The sequence below is a fragment of the Longimicrobium sp. genome (assembly GCF_048594345.1).
Lineage (GTDB): Bacteria > Gemmatimonadota > Gemmatimonadetes > Longimicrobiales > Longimicrobiaceae > Longimicrobium.
On the sequence record NZ_JBMDXM010000243.1, the window covers coordinates 1 to 19030 of the forward strand.

The following is a 19030-nucleotide window of genomic DNA, read 5'->3' on the forward strand; positions in this document are numbered from 1 at the left end:
CGGGGGAGGGAGGTGCGACGCACCTGGTCGAAGCGGGATCGAAGTTCCCCTCTCCCCCCTGCAGTTCGGGGGGGAGAGGTCGGGAGAGGGGGGGCGCCCGCGGATGCAGTTCGATGCTGGTCGTCGAGCCTCGATCGGGACCTGACCCTGCACCTTGTCGAAGCGGGATCGAAGTTCCCCTCTCCCCCCTGCAGTTCGGGGGGGAGAGGCCGGGAGAGGGGGGGCGCTTGCGGATGCAGTTCGATGCTGGTCGTCGAGCCTCGACCTGTCGGCTACCCCAACCTCCCCCAGGGTTTTTTGGGGGAGGTGGGCGAGGTTTACGAGCCGGGAGGGGGCGCCCGCGGACGAAGTTCGATGCTGTTCGACGTCGCCCGAATCCAGCGGCACCATGCAGTTCTTCCCTCTCCGTGAGGAACGAACGGGAGGGGTCGGGGGAGGGGCACCGTCAGGCGCAGTTCGGAGCGAGAGCACCACACGCGGTTCCATCATCCACAGGCAAGCAGATGCGCGAGCACGAGCAGGACCGGCAGCACGACGACGAGCAGGGCGGCGAGTTCGACGTGGCCATCGTCGGCCTGGCCGGGCGGTTCCCGGGTGCCGACGACCTGGACGCGTTCTGGGGCATCCTGCGCGAAGGGCGTGAGACCATCACGCACTTTACCGACGACGAGATGCGCGCCGCCGGCGTACCCGACGAGCTGCTGGCTATGCCCGGCTTCGTAAAGGCCGCCGGCCGGCTGCGTGACATCGAGCACTTCGACGCCGGCTTCTTTGGCTACTCGCCGCGCGAGGCGCAGGTGCTGGAGCCCGCGCACCGCATCTTCCTGGAGTGCGCCTGGGAGGCGCTGGAGTCCGCGGGCTACACGCCCGAGCGGGCGGCGGGGCGCGTGGGCGTGTACGCGGGCGCCGGCACGCCCATGTACTACGAGACGCACGTCCTTCCCAACGAAGCGCTTGTGGACGCCGTGGGCGGGCTGGCCGCGGCGCTCAGCGGCGGCAAGGACTTCATCGCCACGCGGGTCGCGTACAAGCTGGGTCTGCGCGGCCCCGCGCTAAGCGTGCAGACCGCGTGCAGCACCTCGCTGGTCGCCGTGCACCTGGCCGTGCAGAGCCTGCTGAGCGGCGAAAGCGACATGGCGCTGGCCGGCGGCGCCACCGTCCACGTGCCGCAGGTGAGCGGCTACGTGCACGGCCCCGGCACCATCGTTTCCCCCGACGGCCACTGCCGCACCTTTGACGCACGGTCCGGCGGCACCGTCTCGGGAAGCGGCGTGGGCGTGGTGGCCCTCAAGCGGCTGGCTGACGCGCTGCGCGACGGCGACCCGGTGCGCGCGGTGATCAAGGGCAGCGCCATCAACAACGACGGCGCGGCGCGGGTGGCGTTCTCGGCGCCTGGGGTGGAGGGGCAGTCGTCCGTCATCACCGAGGCGCTGGCGGCGGCGGACGTCCATCCCACCACCATCCAGTACGTCGAGGCGCACGGCAGCGCCACCGACCTGGGCGACGTGATCGAGATCGCCGCGCTCAAACAGGCGTACGGCGCGCACACCGGCGCCGTGGGCTTTTGCACCGTGGGCGCGGTCAAGAGCAACACCGGCCACCTGGACATCGCCGCCGGCGTGACGGGGCTCATCAAGACGGTGCTGTCGATGGAGCACGCCCAGATCCCGCCCACGGTCCACTTCACCGCGCCGAATCCGAAGCTGGGGATCGAGAACAGCCCGTTTATCGTGCGGGGCGCGCTGACGCCGTGGACGACGGACGGCGGGCCGCGGCGCGCGGGCGTCAGCTCGTTCGGCATCGGCGGGACCAACGCGCACGTGATCGTGGAAGAGGCGCCGCGCCGCGCCCCTTCCGGTCCGTCGCGCCCCTGGCAGACGCTGGCCGTCTCCGCGCGCACCCCGGGGGCGCTGGACGCGGCGACGGACCGGCTGGCCGCGCACCTGGAAGCCCATCCCGATCTGCCGCTGGCGGACGTCGCCTTTACGCTGCAGGAAGGGCGGCGCGCGTTCGCGTATCGCCGCACCGTCGTGGTGCGCGCGGGGGAGGAAGCGGCCCGGCTGGTGCGCGAGCGGACGCCGGAGCGCACCGCTTCCGCGCTGGCGGAAACCGGCAGCCGCTCCGTCGCCTTTCTCTTTCCCGGCCTGGGCGACCACTACCCGGGGATGGCGCGCGGCCTGTACGAGGCCGAGCCCGCCTTTCGCGCGGAAGTGGATCGCTGCGCGCAGATCCTCAGGGCGCACCTGGGGATGGACATCCGCGAGGTCCTTTTTCCCGGCGACGCGCCGTCGGACGCGGCGCCGGCGGGAGGTATCGACCTGCGGGAGATGCTGGGCCGCTCGGCGCCGATGGAGGGCGCGGACCGGCTGAACCGCACGGAGCTGGCGCAACCCGCGGTGTTCGTCATCGACTACGCCATGGCGAAGCTGTGGATGAGCTGGGGGATCGTGCCCGACGCGGTGATCGGCCATTCGCTGGGCGAGTACGCGGCCGCCTGCATCTCCGGCGTGCTGTCGCTGGAGGATGCGCTGGCGCTGGTGGCGGACCGCGCGCGGATGATCCAGGCGCTCCCCGGCGGCGCCATGCTGGCGGTGTCGATGGATGAAGCCGATCTCCGTCCGCTCCTCTCCGCCTCTGCCGAGCGCGATTCAATTCTCCCCTCTCCGCGAGGAACGAGCGGGGAAGGGCCGGGGGAGGGGCATCTGTCGATCGCGACCGTCAACGCGCCGGGCCTCACCGTCGTTTCCGGGCCGGAGGATGCGGTCGCGGCGCTGGAAAAGGCGCTGGCGGACGCCGGCCGCACCGCGCGCCGTCTGCCCACCACGCACGCCTTTCACTCCGCGATGATGCAGCCGGCGGCGCAGGGGCTGGCGGCGCGCGTGGCGCGGGTGCGGATGAGCCCGCCGCAGATTCCGATGATCAGCAACGTCACGGGGACGTGGATCACGGACGACGAGGCCGCCGATCCCGCGTACTGGACGCGCCACATGCTGGGCACCGTCCGCTTCGCCGAAGGCGTCGCGGAGCTGCTGGCGGAGCCCGGCCGCGTGCTGCTGGAAGTGGGTCCCGGGCAGACGCTTTCCACCTTCGTCCGCCAGCGGCCGGCGAGCGAGGGGGAGCAGGCGCCGGCCGCCGTGATCCCCTCCATCCGCTACGCGTACGACCGCAAGCCGGACGCGCAGTTCCTGGCGGAGGCGCTGGGGCGGCTGTGGCTGGCGGGGGTGGAGCCGGACTGGCGCGCCTACCGTGCCGGCGAGCGCCGCCGCCGCCTGGTGCTGCCCACGTACCCGTGGGAAAAGCAGCGCTACTGGGTAGATCCGCCCGCGGACGCATCCACGCCGCCCGCGCGCGCCGCGGACACGGCCAGGCGCCCGGACCCCGCGGACTGGACGTATCTGCCCACGTGGACCCGCACCCCCGCCGCGGCCGCATCCGCCCCGAAGCGCATCCTTCTCGCCGCGGAGTCGGGCAAGTTCGCGGACCGGCTGGAGGCGGCGTTCCGTGAATCTGGCCACTTTGTCCGTTTATTGCGCTCCGGCAGCGGCTTCTCGGCCGATGGGGATCGCCTGACCGTCCGCCCTGATTCGCGCGAGGATTTCGCCGCGCTGGCGGAGCACTTCCACGACTCCGCCGCGCCGGAGATCGTCGTGCACGCGCTGCACGATGCGGCCGGGGCGCTGGGCTCGTTCGCGCTGCTGGCGGATGCCGCCGCGGTGGTGGACGGCGCGCGGCTGGTGGTGCTGACCGCCGGTGCGCAGGAGGTCACGGGGGATGAGGATCTTTCCCCCGCGGCGGCTGCGCTGGTTGGCGCGGCCCGCGTGGCGGCGCAGGAGTATCCCACGCTCGGCTGCCGCGTGATCGACGTCGCCCTGGCGGACACCGCGGCCGCGACGGCCGGGCGCGTCGCGGCGGAAGCGGTGTCGGACGCGGAGGAACTGGTCGTCGCATACCGGGGGCGGCACCGCTGGGTGCGCGGCTTTCGCGCGGCGCGCCCGTCCGCTCCCGCCGCGCGCATCCGCGAGGGCGGCGCGTACGCCTTCGTGGGCGCGCTGGGACCGCACGCCATCGCGCTGGCGCGGGCGGTCGCGCGCACGCCGGACGTACGCATCGCCCTCGTCACCCCCGCGGCGCTGGCGCACGCGGCCACGGACGTGCTGGCGGAAGCCGGCGCGCGTGTGACGGTGTTCCCCGCGGAGTCCGGTGACGCGGGCGCGCTGGCGGATGCGCTCCGTGAGGTAGAGGCGCAGTTCGGCGCGCTGGCCGGGGTGATCTGCGCGCCGGCCGCGGGCGGGGTGGCGGAGCTGGGCGGGATCGCGGCGGCGGAGCCGGCCGTGTGGGCGCGGCAGCTGGCGGCGTACGCGGCGGATCTGGACGCGCTGGCGATGGCGCTGGAGGGCCGCGCACCGGAGTTCGTGCTGGTGGAGCTGCCGCTGGCGGGGGGGGGCGGCGGCGTGGGGCAGGCGCGGCTTGCCGCCGCGGCCACGCTGGCGGAGGCCGCCGCCGCGCGGCACGGCTGGACCGCCGTGGCCTGGGACCGCTGGAACCACGGCGGCGACGATCCGCTGGGCATGGTCCCGGACGAGATGCCGGCCGCGCTTTACGCCGTGCTGGCGCTGGCCGGCCAGCCGTCGGTGCTGGTGTCGACCAACGACCTGGAGGCGCGCATCCGCGCCGCGTCGACCGTGGCCGTGCCGGGCGAGGGCGGCGCCACGCTGTACGAGCGCCCGTCGCTGAACGTGGAGTACACGGCGCCCACCAACGAGGTAGAAGAGCAGCTGGCGGAGCTGTGGTCGGGGCTGCTGGGGATAGAAAAGGTGGGGATCCACGACGATTTCTTCGGCCTGGGCGGGCACTCGCTGCTGGCGACGCAGATCATGGCGCGCGTGCGGGACCTGTTTCACCTGGACCTGCCGCTGCAGTCGATCTTCGAAGCCCCGACCATCGCCCGGTACGCCCTGCTCATCGAGGACGTTATCCTCGCCGAGCTGGAGTCGCTGACGGAAGAAGAGGCCGCGGGGCTGATGGGGTAAGGCGCGCTCCGGAAGGCTCGGTGTGAGGGCGGCGCCCCCTCCGCTCGCTCAGGCTCGCACCTGCTCCAGGAAAGACTGGGGAGGTTGGGGTGGGGCAGGCTGTGGGGCGCTTCGGATGGTTCCGCGCAGGCCCCCTCCGGGCCGGCACCACCGGCCCACCTCCCCCGAAACTGCCGGGGGAGGTTGAGGTAGGTCAGGCGGTGGAGCGCTTCGGAGAGGCGGGCGCGAGATGGTGGGCCGCCCCCCTCCCCGACCCTCCCCCGCAAACTGCGCGGGGGAGGGAGGTGCGACGCACCATGTCGGAGCGGGATGGAAGTTCTCCTCTCCCCCCTGCAGTTCGGGGGGGAGAGGCCGGGAGAGGGGGGGCGCGGACGCAGTTCGATGCTTTTCGTCGCGCCTCGCCCTGTCGGCTACCCCCAACCTCCCCCAGGGTTTTTTGGGGGAGGTTGGCGAGGTTTACGAGCCCGGAGGGGGCGCCCGCGGACGAAGTCCGATGCTGTTCGTCGAGCCCGGATCCAGCGGCACCATGCAGTTCTCCCCTCTCCGTGAGGAACGAACGGGGAGGGGCCGGGGGCGGGGCCGGGGGAGGGGCACCCCGGCCGACGCCGTTCGATGCCGTTCGGCGCGGGACCAGGCGGCGGAGCGCTCGCCGCCTCCGCGCCGTACGAAACCGCCACGGAGAGTATCCACAGAGCGCGCGTAAACCCTGTGCCACATGCCGTGGAAGCAGTCTGCGCAGGTAGCGCAAAGCATTGTTTTTCACCATTTTCAGAGCTGCGCTCCCGTGTGCGGCGGCAGCGCGCCACGTGATGCAAAAACACTGTTTACGATGAAAAATGCACAATAAAGAGCCGATGGTAGCTCAGGCCGAGCCGGCCTCCGCCGGGGCCAGCCCGCCCAGGGCGGTAAAGTGCGTGGTGTGGGACCTGGACCACACGGTGTGGGACGGCATTCTGCTGGAGGACGGCGACGTGCCGCTTCGGCCGGGTGTGCTGCACGCCATCCGCACGCTGGACGAGCGCGGCATCCTTCAGTCCGTCGCCAGCCGCAACGACCGCGACGCCGCCTTCGCCCGCCTCCGGGCGCTGGGGATCGACGAGTACTTCCTGTATCCGCAGATCAACTGGAACGCCAAGGGCGAAAACGTCGCGGCCATCGCCCGGAGCCTGAACATCAACCTGGACACCTTTCTCTTCATCGACGACCAGCCGTTCGAGCGCGAAGAGGTGCAGCACGCCTGCCCCACCGTGCGCGTGATGGACGCGGCCGAGCTGGAGGGGCTGCTGGAGCGAGCGGAGATGAACCCCGAGTTCATTACCGACGACAGCCGCAACCGCCGGCGCCTGTACATGGCCGACATCCAGCGCAACCAGGCCGAAGAATCGTTCAACGGACCGTCGGAAGACTTTCTGCGCGACCTGCGGATGCGCTTTACCCTGGCCCCGTGCAGCGAGGCCGATCTGCAGCGCGCGGAGGAGCTTACGCAGCGCACCAACCAGCTCAACACTACCGGCTACACCTACGACTACGCCGAGCTGAACGCCTTTCGCACCTCGCCCGGCCACCTGCTGCTGGTCGCGGGGCTGGAGGACCGGTTCGGGACGTACGGCAAGATCGGCCTGGCGCTGGTGGAAAAGACGTCGGCGGAGTTCTGGACCCTCAAGCTGCTGCTGATGTCCTGCCGCGTGATGAGCCGCGGAGTGGGCACCATCATGATGAGCCACATCATGGGCGAGGTGAAGCGTGCCGGGGCCAGGCTGCGGGCGGAGTTCAAGCCCAACGGCCGCAACCGGATGATGGAGGTCACCTACCGCTTCGGGGGCTTTCGCGAGGTGGAAAAGCAGGGGGAGCTGGTGATTTTCGAGCACGGCCTGGAGACCATTCAGCCGTTCCCCGACTACGTGCACGTGGACGTCACGCGCTGACCCGATCCAGAAAGCATCATCCGATGACCATGCAGGACACCGGCGCGCGCCGCGCGGCCCTTTCCGACAACAAGCGCGCCCTGCTGGAGGCCCGCCTGCGCGGCGCGCCCCCCGTGGCCGCCGCGCCGCGCGAAGGCGTGACCCGCCGCGCCGGCGAGGGGCCCGAGTTTCCGGCGAGCTTTGCGCAGGAGCGGATGTGGTTTCTTAACCGATTCGCCCCCGAGAGCGCCATGTACAACATCCCCATGGGCTTTCTGGTCCCCGGGGACGTGGACGTGCCGGCGCTGGAGCGCGCGCTTACCGAGGTGGTGCGCCGCCACGAGGCGCTGCGCACCACCTACCGGATGGGGGAGGGCGGGCAGCTGCTGCAGGTGGTGCAGCCCGCCGCGCCCGTGCCGGTGGAGGTCATCGACGTCCGCGGCCGCGTGGGCGAGCCGTTCGTGCGGCAGGTGGCGGACCGGGTGGGCGAGGAGGGCGCGCGATTGTTCGACCTGGAGCGCGGGCCGATGATCCGCATTACCCTGCTGCGCGTGTCGGACGCGGAGCACGCCATGGTCGTCACCACGCACCACATCGCCACCGACGGCTGGTCGTTCCCGCTGCTGATGCGCGACCTGCTGGCGCTGTACGACGCGTACCACGCCGGCCGCGAGCTGAGCCTTCCCGCGCTGCCGCTGCGCTACGCCGACTACGCCGTGTGGCAGCGCGAGCACCTGCGCGGCGAGGCCCTGCAAAAGCAGGTGGACTACTGGCGCCAGCAGCTGCAGGGCGTTCCCGCGCTGGACCTGCCCACGGACCGGCCACGCCCCGCCGTGGCCAGCAACCTGGGCCGCTCGCACGGCTTCCACCTGGGCCCCGAGCTCACGCAGCGGGTGCGCGACGCGTCGCGTGAGCTCGCCGCCACGCTCAACATGGTGCTGCTGGCCGCCTTTGCCGAGACGCTGCGCCGGTATTCAGGGCAGGACGACCTGGTGATCGGCACCACGCTGGGCAGCCGCTCGCGGCCGGAGCTGGAGACGATCGTGGGGATGTTCGTCAACACGGCGGCGCTGCGGCTGCGTCTGGGGGCCGACGCCACCTTTCGCGACGCCGTGGCCGCGGCCCGGCGCGCCGTGCTGGAGGCCAACCAGCACCAGGACCTTCCCTTCGAAAAGCTGGTGGACGAGCTGGGCGTGCCCCGCGACCTGAGCCGCCATCCGCTCTTCCAGGTCCTCTACTTTCACCACGCCTCCGTCCTTACCTCCGGCGGCCCGGCCGACGACGCCGACGGTTCGCTCCCGCTGCGTCCGGTGGACCCCGACAACGTGGCCGAGGCGGTGGACACCGGCGTGGCCAAGTTCGACATCCAGTTCGCTACGCTGGACCTGGGCGACGACCTGAGCGGCTCGTTCGAGTACGCGTCGGACCTGTTCGACGCGGCCACCATCGCGGGGCTGGAGCGCACCTTCCGCGCGACGCTGGACAGCGCCCTGCGCGCCCCCGGCGTGCCGCTCTCGTCGCTCGACATCGTGTCGGACGCGGAGCGCCGCGTCGTGCGCGCGTGGGGCGCCGGCCCCTCCGTCTCGCTCCCGACCGTGCCCATGCACCGGCTGGTGGAGGCGCAGGCCGCCGCCACGCCCGACGCGGTCGCCGTCATCGCGGGCGGCGAGCGGCTGACGTACGCGCAGGTGGACGCCTGGGCCAACCGCGTGGCGGGCGAGCTGCGGGCGCGCGGCGCCGGCGCGGGCACCATCGTGGGTGTGCACGTGGAGCGCGGGCCGGGGTTGGTCCCCTCGCTGCTGGGCATTCTCAAGGCCGGCGCCGCGTACCTGCCGCTGGACCCCGTGAATCCGCCGGACCGCATCGCGTACATGCTGCGGGATGCCGGCGCCGCGTTTCTGCTGGCGGATCCGTCCCTCCCCGAGATCCCCGCCGCGGGCGCGGTCGTCGTCCACGTGCCGCCGCGCCCGTCCGCGACGGAAACGGTGGAGGCGGTGTCGGCGGAGGTGGGGGCGGACGACCTGGCGTACATCATCTTCACGTCCGGCTCCACCGGCTGGCCCAAGGGGGTGATGGTGCACCATGGGGGCGCGTGCAACTTCCTGCGCTCCATGGTGAACGTCCCCGGCTTCGGCCCGGCCGACACGGTGCTCGCCGTCACCACCATCGCGTTCGACATCTCCGTCCTGGAACTGTTCCTTCCCCTGTCGCTGGGCGGCCGCGCCGTGGTCGCCACCCGCGAGCAGGGCGCCGACGCCGCGCTGCTGGCCGGCGTGATCGCCGAGAGCGGCGTGAACGTGGTGCAGGCCACCCCCGCCACCTGGACCATGCTCCTGGCCACGGGATGGACACCGCGCCCCGGCTTGCGCCTGCTCACCGGCGGCGAGGCGCTGCCGCGTCCCGTGGCCGACGCGCTGATCGGTGCCGGCGCGGAGTTGTGGAACCTGTATGGCCCCACCGAGACCACCGTGTGGTGCACCGCCGCGCGGGTTCCGGCGCGGGGGCCCATCGCGCTGGGCGTGCCGGTGTCCGACGCCGCGCTGCACGTGCTGGACGCGCTGGGCCGCCCGGTTCCCGCGGGCGTCCCCGGCGAGCTGTTCATCGGCGGGCCGGGGGTGACGCGCGGCTACCTGAACCGGCGCGAGCTCACGGCCGAGAAGTTCGTCCCCGACCCGTTCTCCGCCCGGCCGGGCGCGCGGATGTACCGCACCGGCGACCGCGTGCGCTGGCGCGCGGAGGGGACGCTGGAGTTCCTGGGCCGGGTGGACTTTCAGGTCAAGCTGCGCGGCTACCGCATCGAGCTGGGCGAGATCGAGTCCGAGTTGTTGCGCCACCCCGCCATCTCCGCCGCCGCCGCCGTCCTGCGCCAGGACGTGCCCGGCGACCCGCGCCTGGCCGGCTACGTCGTCATCCGCGAGGGCGTGGAGGTCTCCGCGGCGGAGTTGCGCGCGCACCTTCGCGAGCGGCTGCCGGAGTACATGGTGCCCACCGCCATGGTGGCCCTGGACGAGATGCCGCGTACCGCCAGCGGCAAGGTGAACCGCCGCGCCCTTCCCGCGCCGGAGGCCCTGGACGAGCCGGCGGAGGCGTTCGTGGAGCCGCGCAACGCGGTGGAGGACATGGTGGCCGAGATCTGGGCCGAGGTGCTGCGCCGCGACCGTGTGGGCGCCACGCAGAACTTTTTTGCGCTGGGCGGGCACTCGCTGCTGGCCACCCAGGTGCTGGTGCGCATCCGTGAAGCCCTGGAGGTAGAGATCCCCATCCGCGTCTTTTTCCAGGATCCCACCATCGCCGGCCTGGCCACCGCCGTCGAAGCCGCCGGCTCCCCCGTCCTCGCCGCCATGGTCGACGAGCTGGCGGGGCTTTCGGCGGAGGAGATCGAGGCGCTGCTGGCGGAAGAGGCGTAGCGAGGGGCAGCGCCCCCACCGGGCGAGCACCACTCGCCCACCTCCCCCAAAAAAGACTGGGGGAGGTTGAGGTAGGGCAGGCGGTGGGGTGCTTCGGAGAGTCGGGTGCGGGATGGTGGGTCGCCCCCCTCCCCGGCCCTCCCCCGCAAACTGCGCGGGGGAGGGAGGTGCGACGCACCTGGTCGTAGCGGGATCGAAGTTCTCCTCTCCCCCTGCAGTTCGGGGGGGAGAGGCCGGGAGAGGGGGGGCGCCGCGGACGAAGTTCGATGCTGTTCGTCGAGCCCCGATCCAGCGGCAACACGCAGTTCTCCCCTCTCCGTGAGGCACGAACGGGGAGGGGCCGGGGGAGGGGCACCCCGTCGGACGCAGTGCGATGCCGTTCGACCCGCGCAGTCCTCGTATCCGAACCGAACCACACGCCGCGCGCACCGTCGCGCCGGCTCTGAAGGCACAGCATGAGCACCACCAGCAAGCTGGACCAGCTTTCCCCCGAACAGCGCCGCCTTCTCGCCCTGCGCCTCAAGCAGCGCAAGGCCGAGGAACCGCGCGCGCCCGCAATCGAGCAGGGCGCGGGGGGCGAGTACCCGCTGGCGTTCACCCAGCAGCGCCTGTGGATGCTGGACCGGCTGCAGCCCGGCGGCGCCGCCTACAACATGCCCGGGGCCGCGCGCTTCAAGCAGCCGCTGGACTCCGCCGTCGTCGAGCGCGTGATCGGCGAGATCGTGCGGCGGCACGGCGCGCTGCGGACGCGCTTCGAGGCGCGCGACGAGGGGCCGGTGCAGGTGGTGGCGCCGTTCGCCGGCTTCCATCTCCCCCTCCACGACCTGGCCGATCAGCCGGAAGCCCAGCGCGAGGCCGGGCTCGCCCGCATTGCCGCCGAGGAGGCGACGGCGCCGTTCGCGCTGGATCAGGGCGCCTTCCGCGCGCGGCTGGTGCGCATGGGCGAGGCGGATTTCGTGGTGCTGGCGACCATGCACCACATCGTCAGCGACGGGTGGAGCATCTCCGTGTTCTGGCGCGAGTTCGAGGAACTGCTGGCCGCGTTTGGCGCCGGGCTGGCGTCGCCGCTGCCGCCGCTGCCGGTGCAGTACGGCGAACACGCGCGGCGCGAGCGCGAGCGGTTGGCCGGGGCCGCGCTGGACGGGCTGCTGGCGTGGTGGCGCAACGAGCTGCGGGGCGCGCCCACGCTGCTGGAGCTTCCCACCGACCGCCCGCGCCCCGCCGTCGCCAGCCAGCGCGGCGCCGCGTATGTCACCGAGCTGGACGCGTCGTTGGCCGAGCGGGTGTCGGCGCTGGCGCTGCGCGAGGGGACCACGCCGTTCAACGTGCTGCTCGCCGCATTCCAGCTCCTGATGGGGCGCTACGCGGATACCGAAGACCTGCTGGTGGGCACCGCCGTGGCGGGGCGGCGCACGCGCGACGTGGAGCCGCTGATCGGCTTTTTCGCCAACACGCTGGTGCTGCGCGGCGACCTGTCCGGCGAGCCCACCTTCCGCCAGCTGGTGGCCCGCGTGCACCGCGCCACGATGGGCGCCTTTGAGCACCAGGACCTGCCCTTCGAGCGGCTGGTGGAGGAGATGGCGCCGGAGCGCACCCTGGCGTACTCGCCGCTGGTGCAGGCGCTGTTCGTCCAGCACGCGGCGTATCCCGGCCACGAGCAGGACCCGGGCGCGGAGGACGACGGTGCGGTGGAGGGCGTGCAGCAGGAGGTGAACGCCGCCAAGTTCGACCTCACCTTTGGCGTGGCGCAGGACGCCGGGCGCACCTGGGCCGGCGTGGAGTACGCAGCCGACCTGTTCGACCGCGCCACCATCGAGCGGATGGTGCGCCACTACGCCACCCTCCTCGACTCCGCCCTCGCATCCCCCGGCGCGGCGGTCGCGACGCTGGAGCTGATGCCTGCGGAGGAGCGCGACGCCGTCTGCGCGATGGGCGCCGCCGTCGCGCATCATCATCCCGTATCTACCACCCTCCACGACGCCTTTGCCGCGCAGGCCGCGCGCACGCCGGGTGCGCCCGCGCTTACGTACGGCGACCGGACGATCACCTACGCGGAACTGGACGCGCACGCCGAACGCCTCGCCCGCCGCCTCCGCGCGCGCGGCGTGGGTGCGGACGTGCTCGTGGGCCTTTGCGTCGAGCGGTCGATGGAGACCGTCGTCGGCATCCTGGGCATCCTCAAGGCCGGCGCCGCCTATCTCCCCCTCGATCCCGCCTACCCCGACGACCGCCTGGCGTACATGCTGGAGGATTCCGGCGCGCGCCTCGTCGTCACCGCGGGGAGTGCGGCCGATCGCCTGCCGCCGTCCGTCGATCTCGTGCGGATGGATGACGAGGCGCCGCGGGGTGAATCGGAGGATTTTTATACGAATCGTACACCCGCGCGGCCGCCCTCCGATGCACGCCTCGCCACGGCGGAGGATGCGGCCGATCGGCTTCCGTCATCCGCCGACCTCGTGCGGGTGGATGATGAGGATTCGCGCGGGCGATCGGAGGATTCGCAAACGAATCTTACACCCGCGCGGACGGGCCCGGACGCGCTGGCGTACGTCATCTACACCTCCGGATCCACGGGTCGTCCCAAGGGCGTGCAGGTGACGCACGCCAACGTCATCCGGCTGATGAAGGCCACCGATCCCTGGTTCGGATTCGGCGCGGACGACGCGTGGACGCTCTTCCACTCCTACGCGTTCGACTTCTCCGTCTGGGAGATCTGGGGCGCGCTGCTGTACGGCGGCCGCCTGGTCGTCGTCCCCTTCGAGGTGAGCCGCGACCCCGCGCGCTTCCATGCGCTGCTGCGCGACGAGCGGGTGACGGTGCTCAACCAGACCCCCTCCGCCTTCCGCCAACTCATCCGCGCGGACGCCGACGCGGCGGCTCGTGGAGACGCGGCCGATCTCGCGCTGCGCTACGTGATCTTCGGCGGGGAGGCGCTGGATCCGGCGTCGCTGCGGACGTGGGTGGACCGGCGCGGGGCGGACCGGCCGCGTCTCGTCAACATGTACGGCATCACCGAGACAACCGTCCACGTGACGTATCGGGTGATTTCGCAGGATGACGTGCGGGCGGGCTCCGCGTCTCCGATCGGCATCCCCATCTCCGACCTGTCCGTTCACCTGCTGGACCGCCGCGGCCGCATCGTCCCCATCGGGCTGGCGGGGGAGATGTACGTGGGCGGCGGCGGCGTGGCGCGCGGCTACCTCAACCGCCCGGAGCTGACGGCGCGGCGGTTTGTCCCGGATCCGTTTTCGGACAAAGTGGCCGATCGGCTGTACCGCTCCGGCGACTTGGCGCGGCGGCTGGCGGACGGCTCGCTGGAGTTCCTGGGGCGCGCGGACGACCAGGTGAAGGTGCGCGGCTTCCGCATCGAGCTGGGGGAGATCGAGTCCGTCCTGCTGGAGCACCCGTCCGTACGCGAGGCCGTGGTGCTGACGCGCGGCGCGGGCGACGAGCGGCGGCTGGTGGCGTGGACCGTCGCGGCGGACTCCGTCACGGCGGCGGAGCTGCGCGCGCACCTGCTGGCGCACCTGCCGGAGTACATGGTCCCCTCCGCCTTTGTGCCGATGGACCGGCTTCCGCTCACGCGCAACGGCAAGGTGGACCGCCGCGCGCTGCCGGAGCCGGACGCGGTGGACGTGGCCGGCGCGGAGTACGTCCCGCCGCGCACGCAGACGGAGCAGGTCGTCGCCGCGCTGTGGGCGGAGTTGCTGGGTGTGGAGCGCGTGGGCGCGACGGACCGTTTCTTTGACCTGGGCGGCCAGTCGCTGCTGGCCACGCGCGCCGTGGCCCGCGTCCGCGAGGCGCTGCGGGTGGAGGTTCCCGTCCGCGCCGTCTTTGAGCACCCCGCGCTGGAGGCGTTCGCCGCGGAGATCGACCGCCTGCTGCGCGCCGAGGCCGGCGTGGAGGCGCCGCCGCTGCGCCGCGCGGAGCGTACGGAGGACCCGCCGCTTAGCTTTGCGCAGGAGCGGCTGTGGTTCATCGACCGCCTGGAGCCGGGCAACCCCGTCTACAACATGGCGTTCCCGCTGCGCATGCGGGGGCCGCTGGACGTGGCCGCGCTGGAGCGCGCCCTGGGCGAGGTGGTGCGCCGCCACGAGTCGCTGCGCACGCGCTTTGTGCCGGTGGACGGCCGCCCGGTGCAGCGTATCGAGCCCGCGGACGGCTGGCACCTTCCCGTGGACGCCGTCAGTGACGCGCTGACGGACGACGCGCGCGAGGCGGAGGTGGCGGCGCGGGTGGGCGCGTGGGTCGCGGCGCGCTTTGACCTGGAGCGCGGGCCGCTGTTCCGCGCCCGGCTGCTGGGCGCGGCGCACGACGACCACGTGCTGCTGATCGGCATGCACCACTCTGTGAGCGACGGGTGGAGCATGGGCGTGTTCTGGCGCGAGCTGATGGCACTGTACCGCGCCTTTCACGCGGGGCTGCCGTCGCCGCTGCCGGAGCTGCCCATCCAGTACGCCGACTTTGCCGTCTGGCAGCGCGGGTGGCTGCACGGCGACGCGCTGCGGCGGCAGGTGGCGTGGTGGCGCGAGCACCTGGCCGGCGCTCCCGCGCTGCTGGAGCTACCCACGGACCGACCGCGCCCGCCGGTGCAGAGCCACCGCGGCGGCGCCGTCGCCTTCACCGTCCCGGTGGAGGTCGCGGAGCCGGTGCGCGCGCTGGCCCGCCGATCTGGCGCCACGCTGTTCATGGCGCTGATGGCCGCGTGGCAGGTGCTGCTGGCCCGCTGGTCCGGCCAGGACGACGTCGTCGTCGGCACGCCGGTCGCCGGGCGCACGCGGGGGGAGACGGAGGGGCTGATCGGCTTTTTCGTCAACACCCTCGCCATCCGCGGCGGCCTGGGCGACGATCCCGCGTTCTCGGCGCTGCTGGCGCGCGTGCGCGAGGCCACGCTGGGCGCCTACGCGCATCAGGACCTCCCCTTTGAGCGGCTGGTGCAGGAGATCCAGCCCTCGCGCTCGCTGGGCCACGCACCGGTGTTCCAGGCCATGCTGGTGCTGCAGAACGTCCCCGACGAGGGCGACGGGACCTTTGCCGACGACCTGCGGCTGGAAGGCGTGGGCGGCGGCGAGGGCGCCGGCGTGGCCAAGGTGGACCTGACGCTGGGGGTGATGGAGCTGCAGGACGGGTCCCTGGCCGCGGGGCTGGAGTACGCGGCGGACCTGTGGGACCGCGCCACGATGGAGCGGATGTCCGGCCACTTTGTCCACCTGCTGGCATCCGCTCCCGCCGCTCTCGAAGCGCCCGTATCGACGCTGGAGCTGATGCCGGCGGAGGAGCGCGACGCCGTCCGTGCGATGGGCGCCGCCGTCGCGCATTATCCCGTTTCCACTACCCTCCACGACGCCTTTGCCGCACAGGCCGCCCGCACGCCCGACGCGCCCGCGCTTACGTACGGCGACCGGACGATCACCTACGCGGAGCTGGACGCGCACGCCGAACGCCTTGCCCGCCGCCTCCGCACGCGCGGCGTGGGTGCGGACGTGCTCGTGGGCCTCTGCGTCGAGCGGTCGCCGGAAACCGTCGTCGGCATCCTGGGCATCCTCAAGGCGGGCGCCGCGTATCTCCCCCTCGATCCCGCCTACCCCGACGACCGCCTGGCGTACATGCTGGAGGATTCCGGCGCGCGGCTCGCCGTCACCTCCGGCGATGCGGCGGATCGGCTTCCGGCGGACATCGAGCTGGTGCGGGTGGATGATGAGGCGTCGCAGGGGGAATCCGAGGATTCGCAAACGAATCTTACACGCACGCGAACAAGCCCGGACGCACTGGCGTACGTCATCTACACCTCCGGATCAACGGGTCGGCCCAAGGGCGTGCAGGTGACGCACGCCAACGTCATCCGGTTGATGACGGCCACCGATCCGTGGTTCGGATTCGGCGCGGACGACGTGTGGACGCTCTTCCACTCGTACGCGTTCGACTTCTCCGTCTGGGAGATCTGGGGTGCGCTGCTGTACGGCGGCCGCCTGGCCGTGGTCCCGTTCGAGGTGAGTCGCGACCCCGCGCGCTTCCATGCGCTGCTGCGCGACGAGCGGGTGACGGTGCTCAACCAGACCCCCTCCGCCTTCCGCCAGCTCATCCGCGCCGACGACGACGCTGCAGCTTCGGGGGATTCGGCCGACCTCGCGCTGCGCTACGTGATCTTCGGCGGCGAGGCGCTGGACCCGGCGTCGCTGCGGACGTGGGTGGACCGGCGCGGCGCGGACCGGCCGCGTCTCGTCAACATGTATGGCATCACCGAGACGACCGTCCACGTGACGTACCGGGTGATTTCGGAGGATGACGTGCGTGCGGGCTCCGCGTCGCCGATCGGCATCCCCATCCCCGACCTGTCCGTTCACCTGCTGGACCGCCGCGGCCGCATCGTCCCCATCGGCTTGGCGGGGGAGATGTACGTGGGCGGCGGCGGCGTGGCGCGCGGCTACCTCAACCGCCCGGAACTGACGTCGCAGCGCTTTGTCCCGGATCCGTTTTCAGACAAAGTGGCCGATCGGCTGTACCGCTCCGGCGACCTGGCGCGGCGGCTGGCGGACGGCTCGCTGGAGTTCCTGGGCCGCGCGGACGACCAGGTGAAGGTGCGCGGCTTCCGCATCGAGCTGGGCGAGATCGAGTCCGTCCTGCTGGAGCACCCGTCCGTCCGCGAGGCCGTGGTCCTGATGCGTGGCGCGGGGGACGCGCGGCGGCTGGTGGCGTGGACCGTCGCGGCGGACTCCGTCACGGCGGCGGAACTGCGCGCGCACCTGCTGGCGCACCTGCCGGAGTACATGGTCCCCTCCGCCTTTGTGCCGATGGACCGGCTTCCGCTCACGCGCAACGGCAAAGTGGATCGCAGCGCGCTGCCGGAGCCGGACGCGGCGGACGTGGCCGGCGCGGAGTACCTGGCGCCGCGCACGCAGACGGAACAGGTGCTGGCCGCCGTCTGGGCGGAGTTGCTGGGCGTGGAGCGCGTGGGCGTGGCGGACGGCTTCTTCGACCTGGGCGGACACTCGCTGCTCGCCACCCGCGTGGTCTCACGCGTCCGCGGCCACCTGGGGGTGGAGGTCCCCGTCCGCGCCCTCTTTGAGCGCCCCGAACTGGGCGCCTTCGCCGCGGAGATCGACCGCCTGCTGCGCGCCGAAGCCGGCGTGGAGGCGCCGCCGATCCGCCCGGCCGACCGTTCCGGCGCCCTGCCCCTGACGTTCGCGCAGGAGCGGCTGTGGTTCGTGGACCGGCTGGAGCCGGGAAGCCCCGTCTACCACATGCCGTTCCACTACCTGCTGCGTGGCGTGCTGGACGTGGACGCCCTGCGCCGTGCCTTCTCCGAACTCGTCCGCCGGCACGAGACGCTGCGGACCGCGCTGCCGTTCACCGGCGACCAGCCCGTGCAGCGCATCCTCCCCGCCGCGCCGGTGGACCTCCCGCTGCACGATTTCGCGGGGATCGCGGACGAGGCGCAGCGCGACGCGGCCACGGAGGCGGTGATGCGCGATGTGGCGGAGCGAGCCTTTGACCTCGAGCGTGGCCCCCTCTTTCGCGCCGCCGTAGCGCGGATGGCGGAGGACGAGCACGTCCTGATGGTGAACCTGCACCACGTGATCAGCGACGGATGGTCCGTGGGCGTGCTGTGGAACGAGCTGTCCGCCCTCTACGGCGCGTTCCATCGCGGCGAGGCGTCGCCCCTGCCGGAACCCGCGCTGCAGTACGGCGACTTTGCCGTCTGGCAGCGCGAATGGCTCGCGGGCGACGTGCTGGAGGCCCAGCTGGGCTACTGGCGCCGCAAGCTGGCCGGCGCGCCGCCGCTGCTGGAGCTGCCCACCGATCGCCCGCGCCCCGCCGTGCAGACCTACGCCGGCGCCGCCGAGTCCGTCGTGCTCACCGGCGGCGACGCGGCGGCGGTGCTGGCGCTGGGGCGGCGTGAGGGGTCCACGCTCTTCATGGTGCTGCTGGCGGCCATGGACGTGGTCGTTGCCCGCCTGGCCGGGCAGGACGACGTGGTGATCGGCACGCCCATCGCCGGGCGCACGCGGGCGGAGACGGAGGGGATGATCGGCCTTTTCCTCAACTCCCTGGCCCTGCGCACCGACCTGAGCGGTGCGCCAACCTTCCGCGAGCTGCTGCGCCGCGTCCGCGAGACCACGCTGGAGGCGTACGCGCATCAGGATCTGCCCTTCGAGCGCATTCTGGAGGAGCTGGCGCCGGAGCGTTCGCTCAGCCATTCGCCCATCTTTCAGGTGATGCTCAACCTCTCCAACTTCGCGGAGGGCGACGTATCCCTTCCCGGGCTGGAGGTTCAGGGGATCGGGGGGGCGGGGGAGGTGGCCAGCAAGTTCGACCTTACCCTGTACGCCGGAGAATCGCCGGACGGCATCGTGCTGCACCTGGTCTACAACACCGCCCTGTTCGATGCGCCGCGCGTCCGCGAGATGCTGGCGCAGATGGCGGACGTTCTGCGGCAGGCCGCGGACGATGCCGATCGCCCCATCCACGCGTATTCGCTGCTGACCGGCGACGCGGCCGCCCTTCTCCCCGATCCCGCCGCCGCGCTGAGCGCCGAGTGGCGCGGCAGCGTGCCGCAGCTCTTCGCCCGCCACGCCGCGCGCACGCCGGACGCCGTCGCCGTGGAGGACCCGGCGTGCCCCAAGATCCCACCCCCCCAGGTAGCCCCGCCCACCCCCCAAACCCCCACGGTTTTTTTTTACGCCGCGCG

At 72.4% G+C, this 19030-nt stretch carries 4 protein-coding genes; all 4 read left to right on the top strand.

Translation table 11 applies throughout. The features are described from left to right. Positions 1-503 precede the first annotated feature (503 nt). Positions 504-5030: a beta-ketoacyl synthase N-terminal-like domain-containing protein gene (locus ACOJUJ_RS25545; RefSeq protein WP_420129756.1), complete on the top strand. Its 4527-nt coding sequence runs from the start codon at positions 504-506 to the stop codon at positions 5028-5030. A gap of 854 nt (positions 5031-5884) precedes the next feature. Further along, complete coding sequence (locus ACOJUJ_RS25550) at positions 5885-6955, top strand: HAD-IIIC family phosphatase (protein WP_420129757.1); 1071 nt, start codon at positions 5885-5887, stop codon at positions 6953-6955. 23 nt (positions 6956-6978) lie between these two features. Further along, on the top strand, positions 6979-10341 hold the full coding sequence (locus tag ACOJUJ_RS25555; protein ID WP_420129758.1) for an amino acid adenylation domain-containing protein: 3363 nt from the start codon (positions 6979-6981) through the stop codon (positions 10339-10341). 455 nt (positions 10342-10796) lie between these two features. After that, the coding region (locus tag ACOJUJ_RS25560; protein ID WP_420129759.1) for an amino acid adenylation domain-containing protein at positions 10797-19030 on the top strand (8234 nt) is incomplete at its 3' end.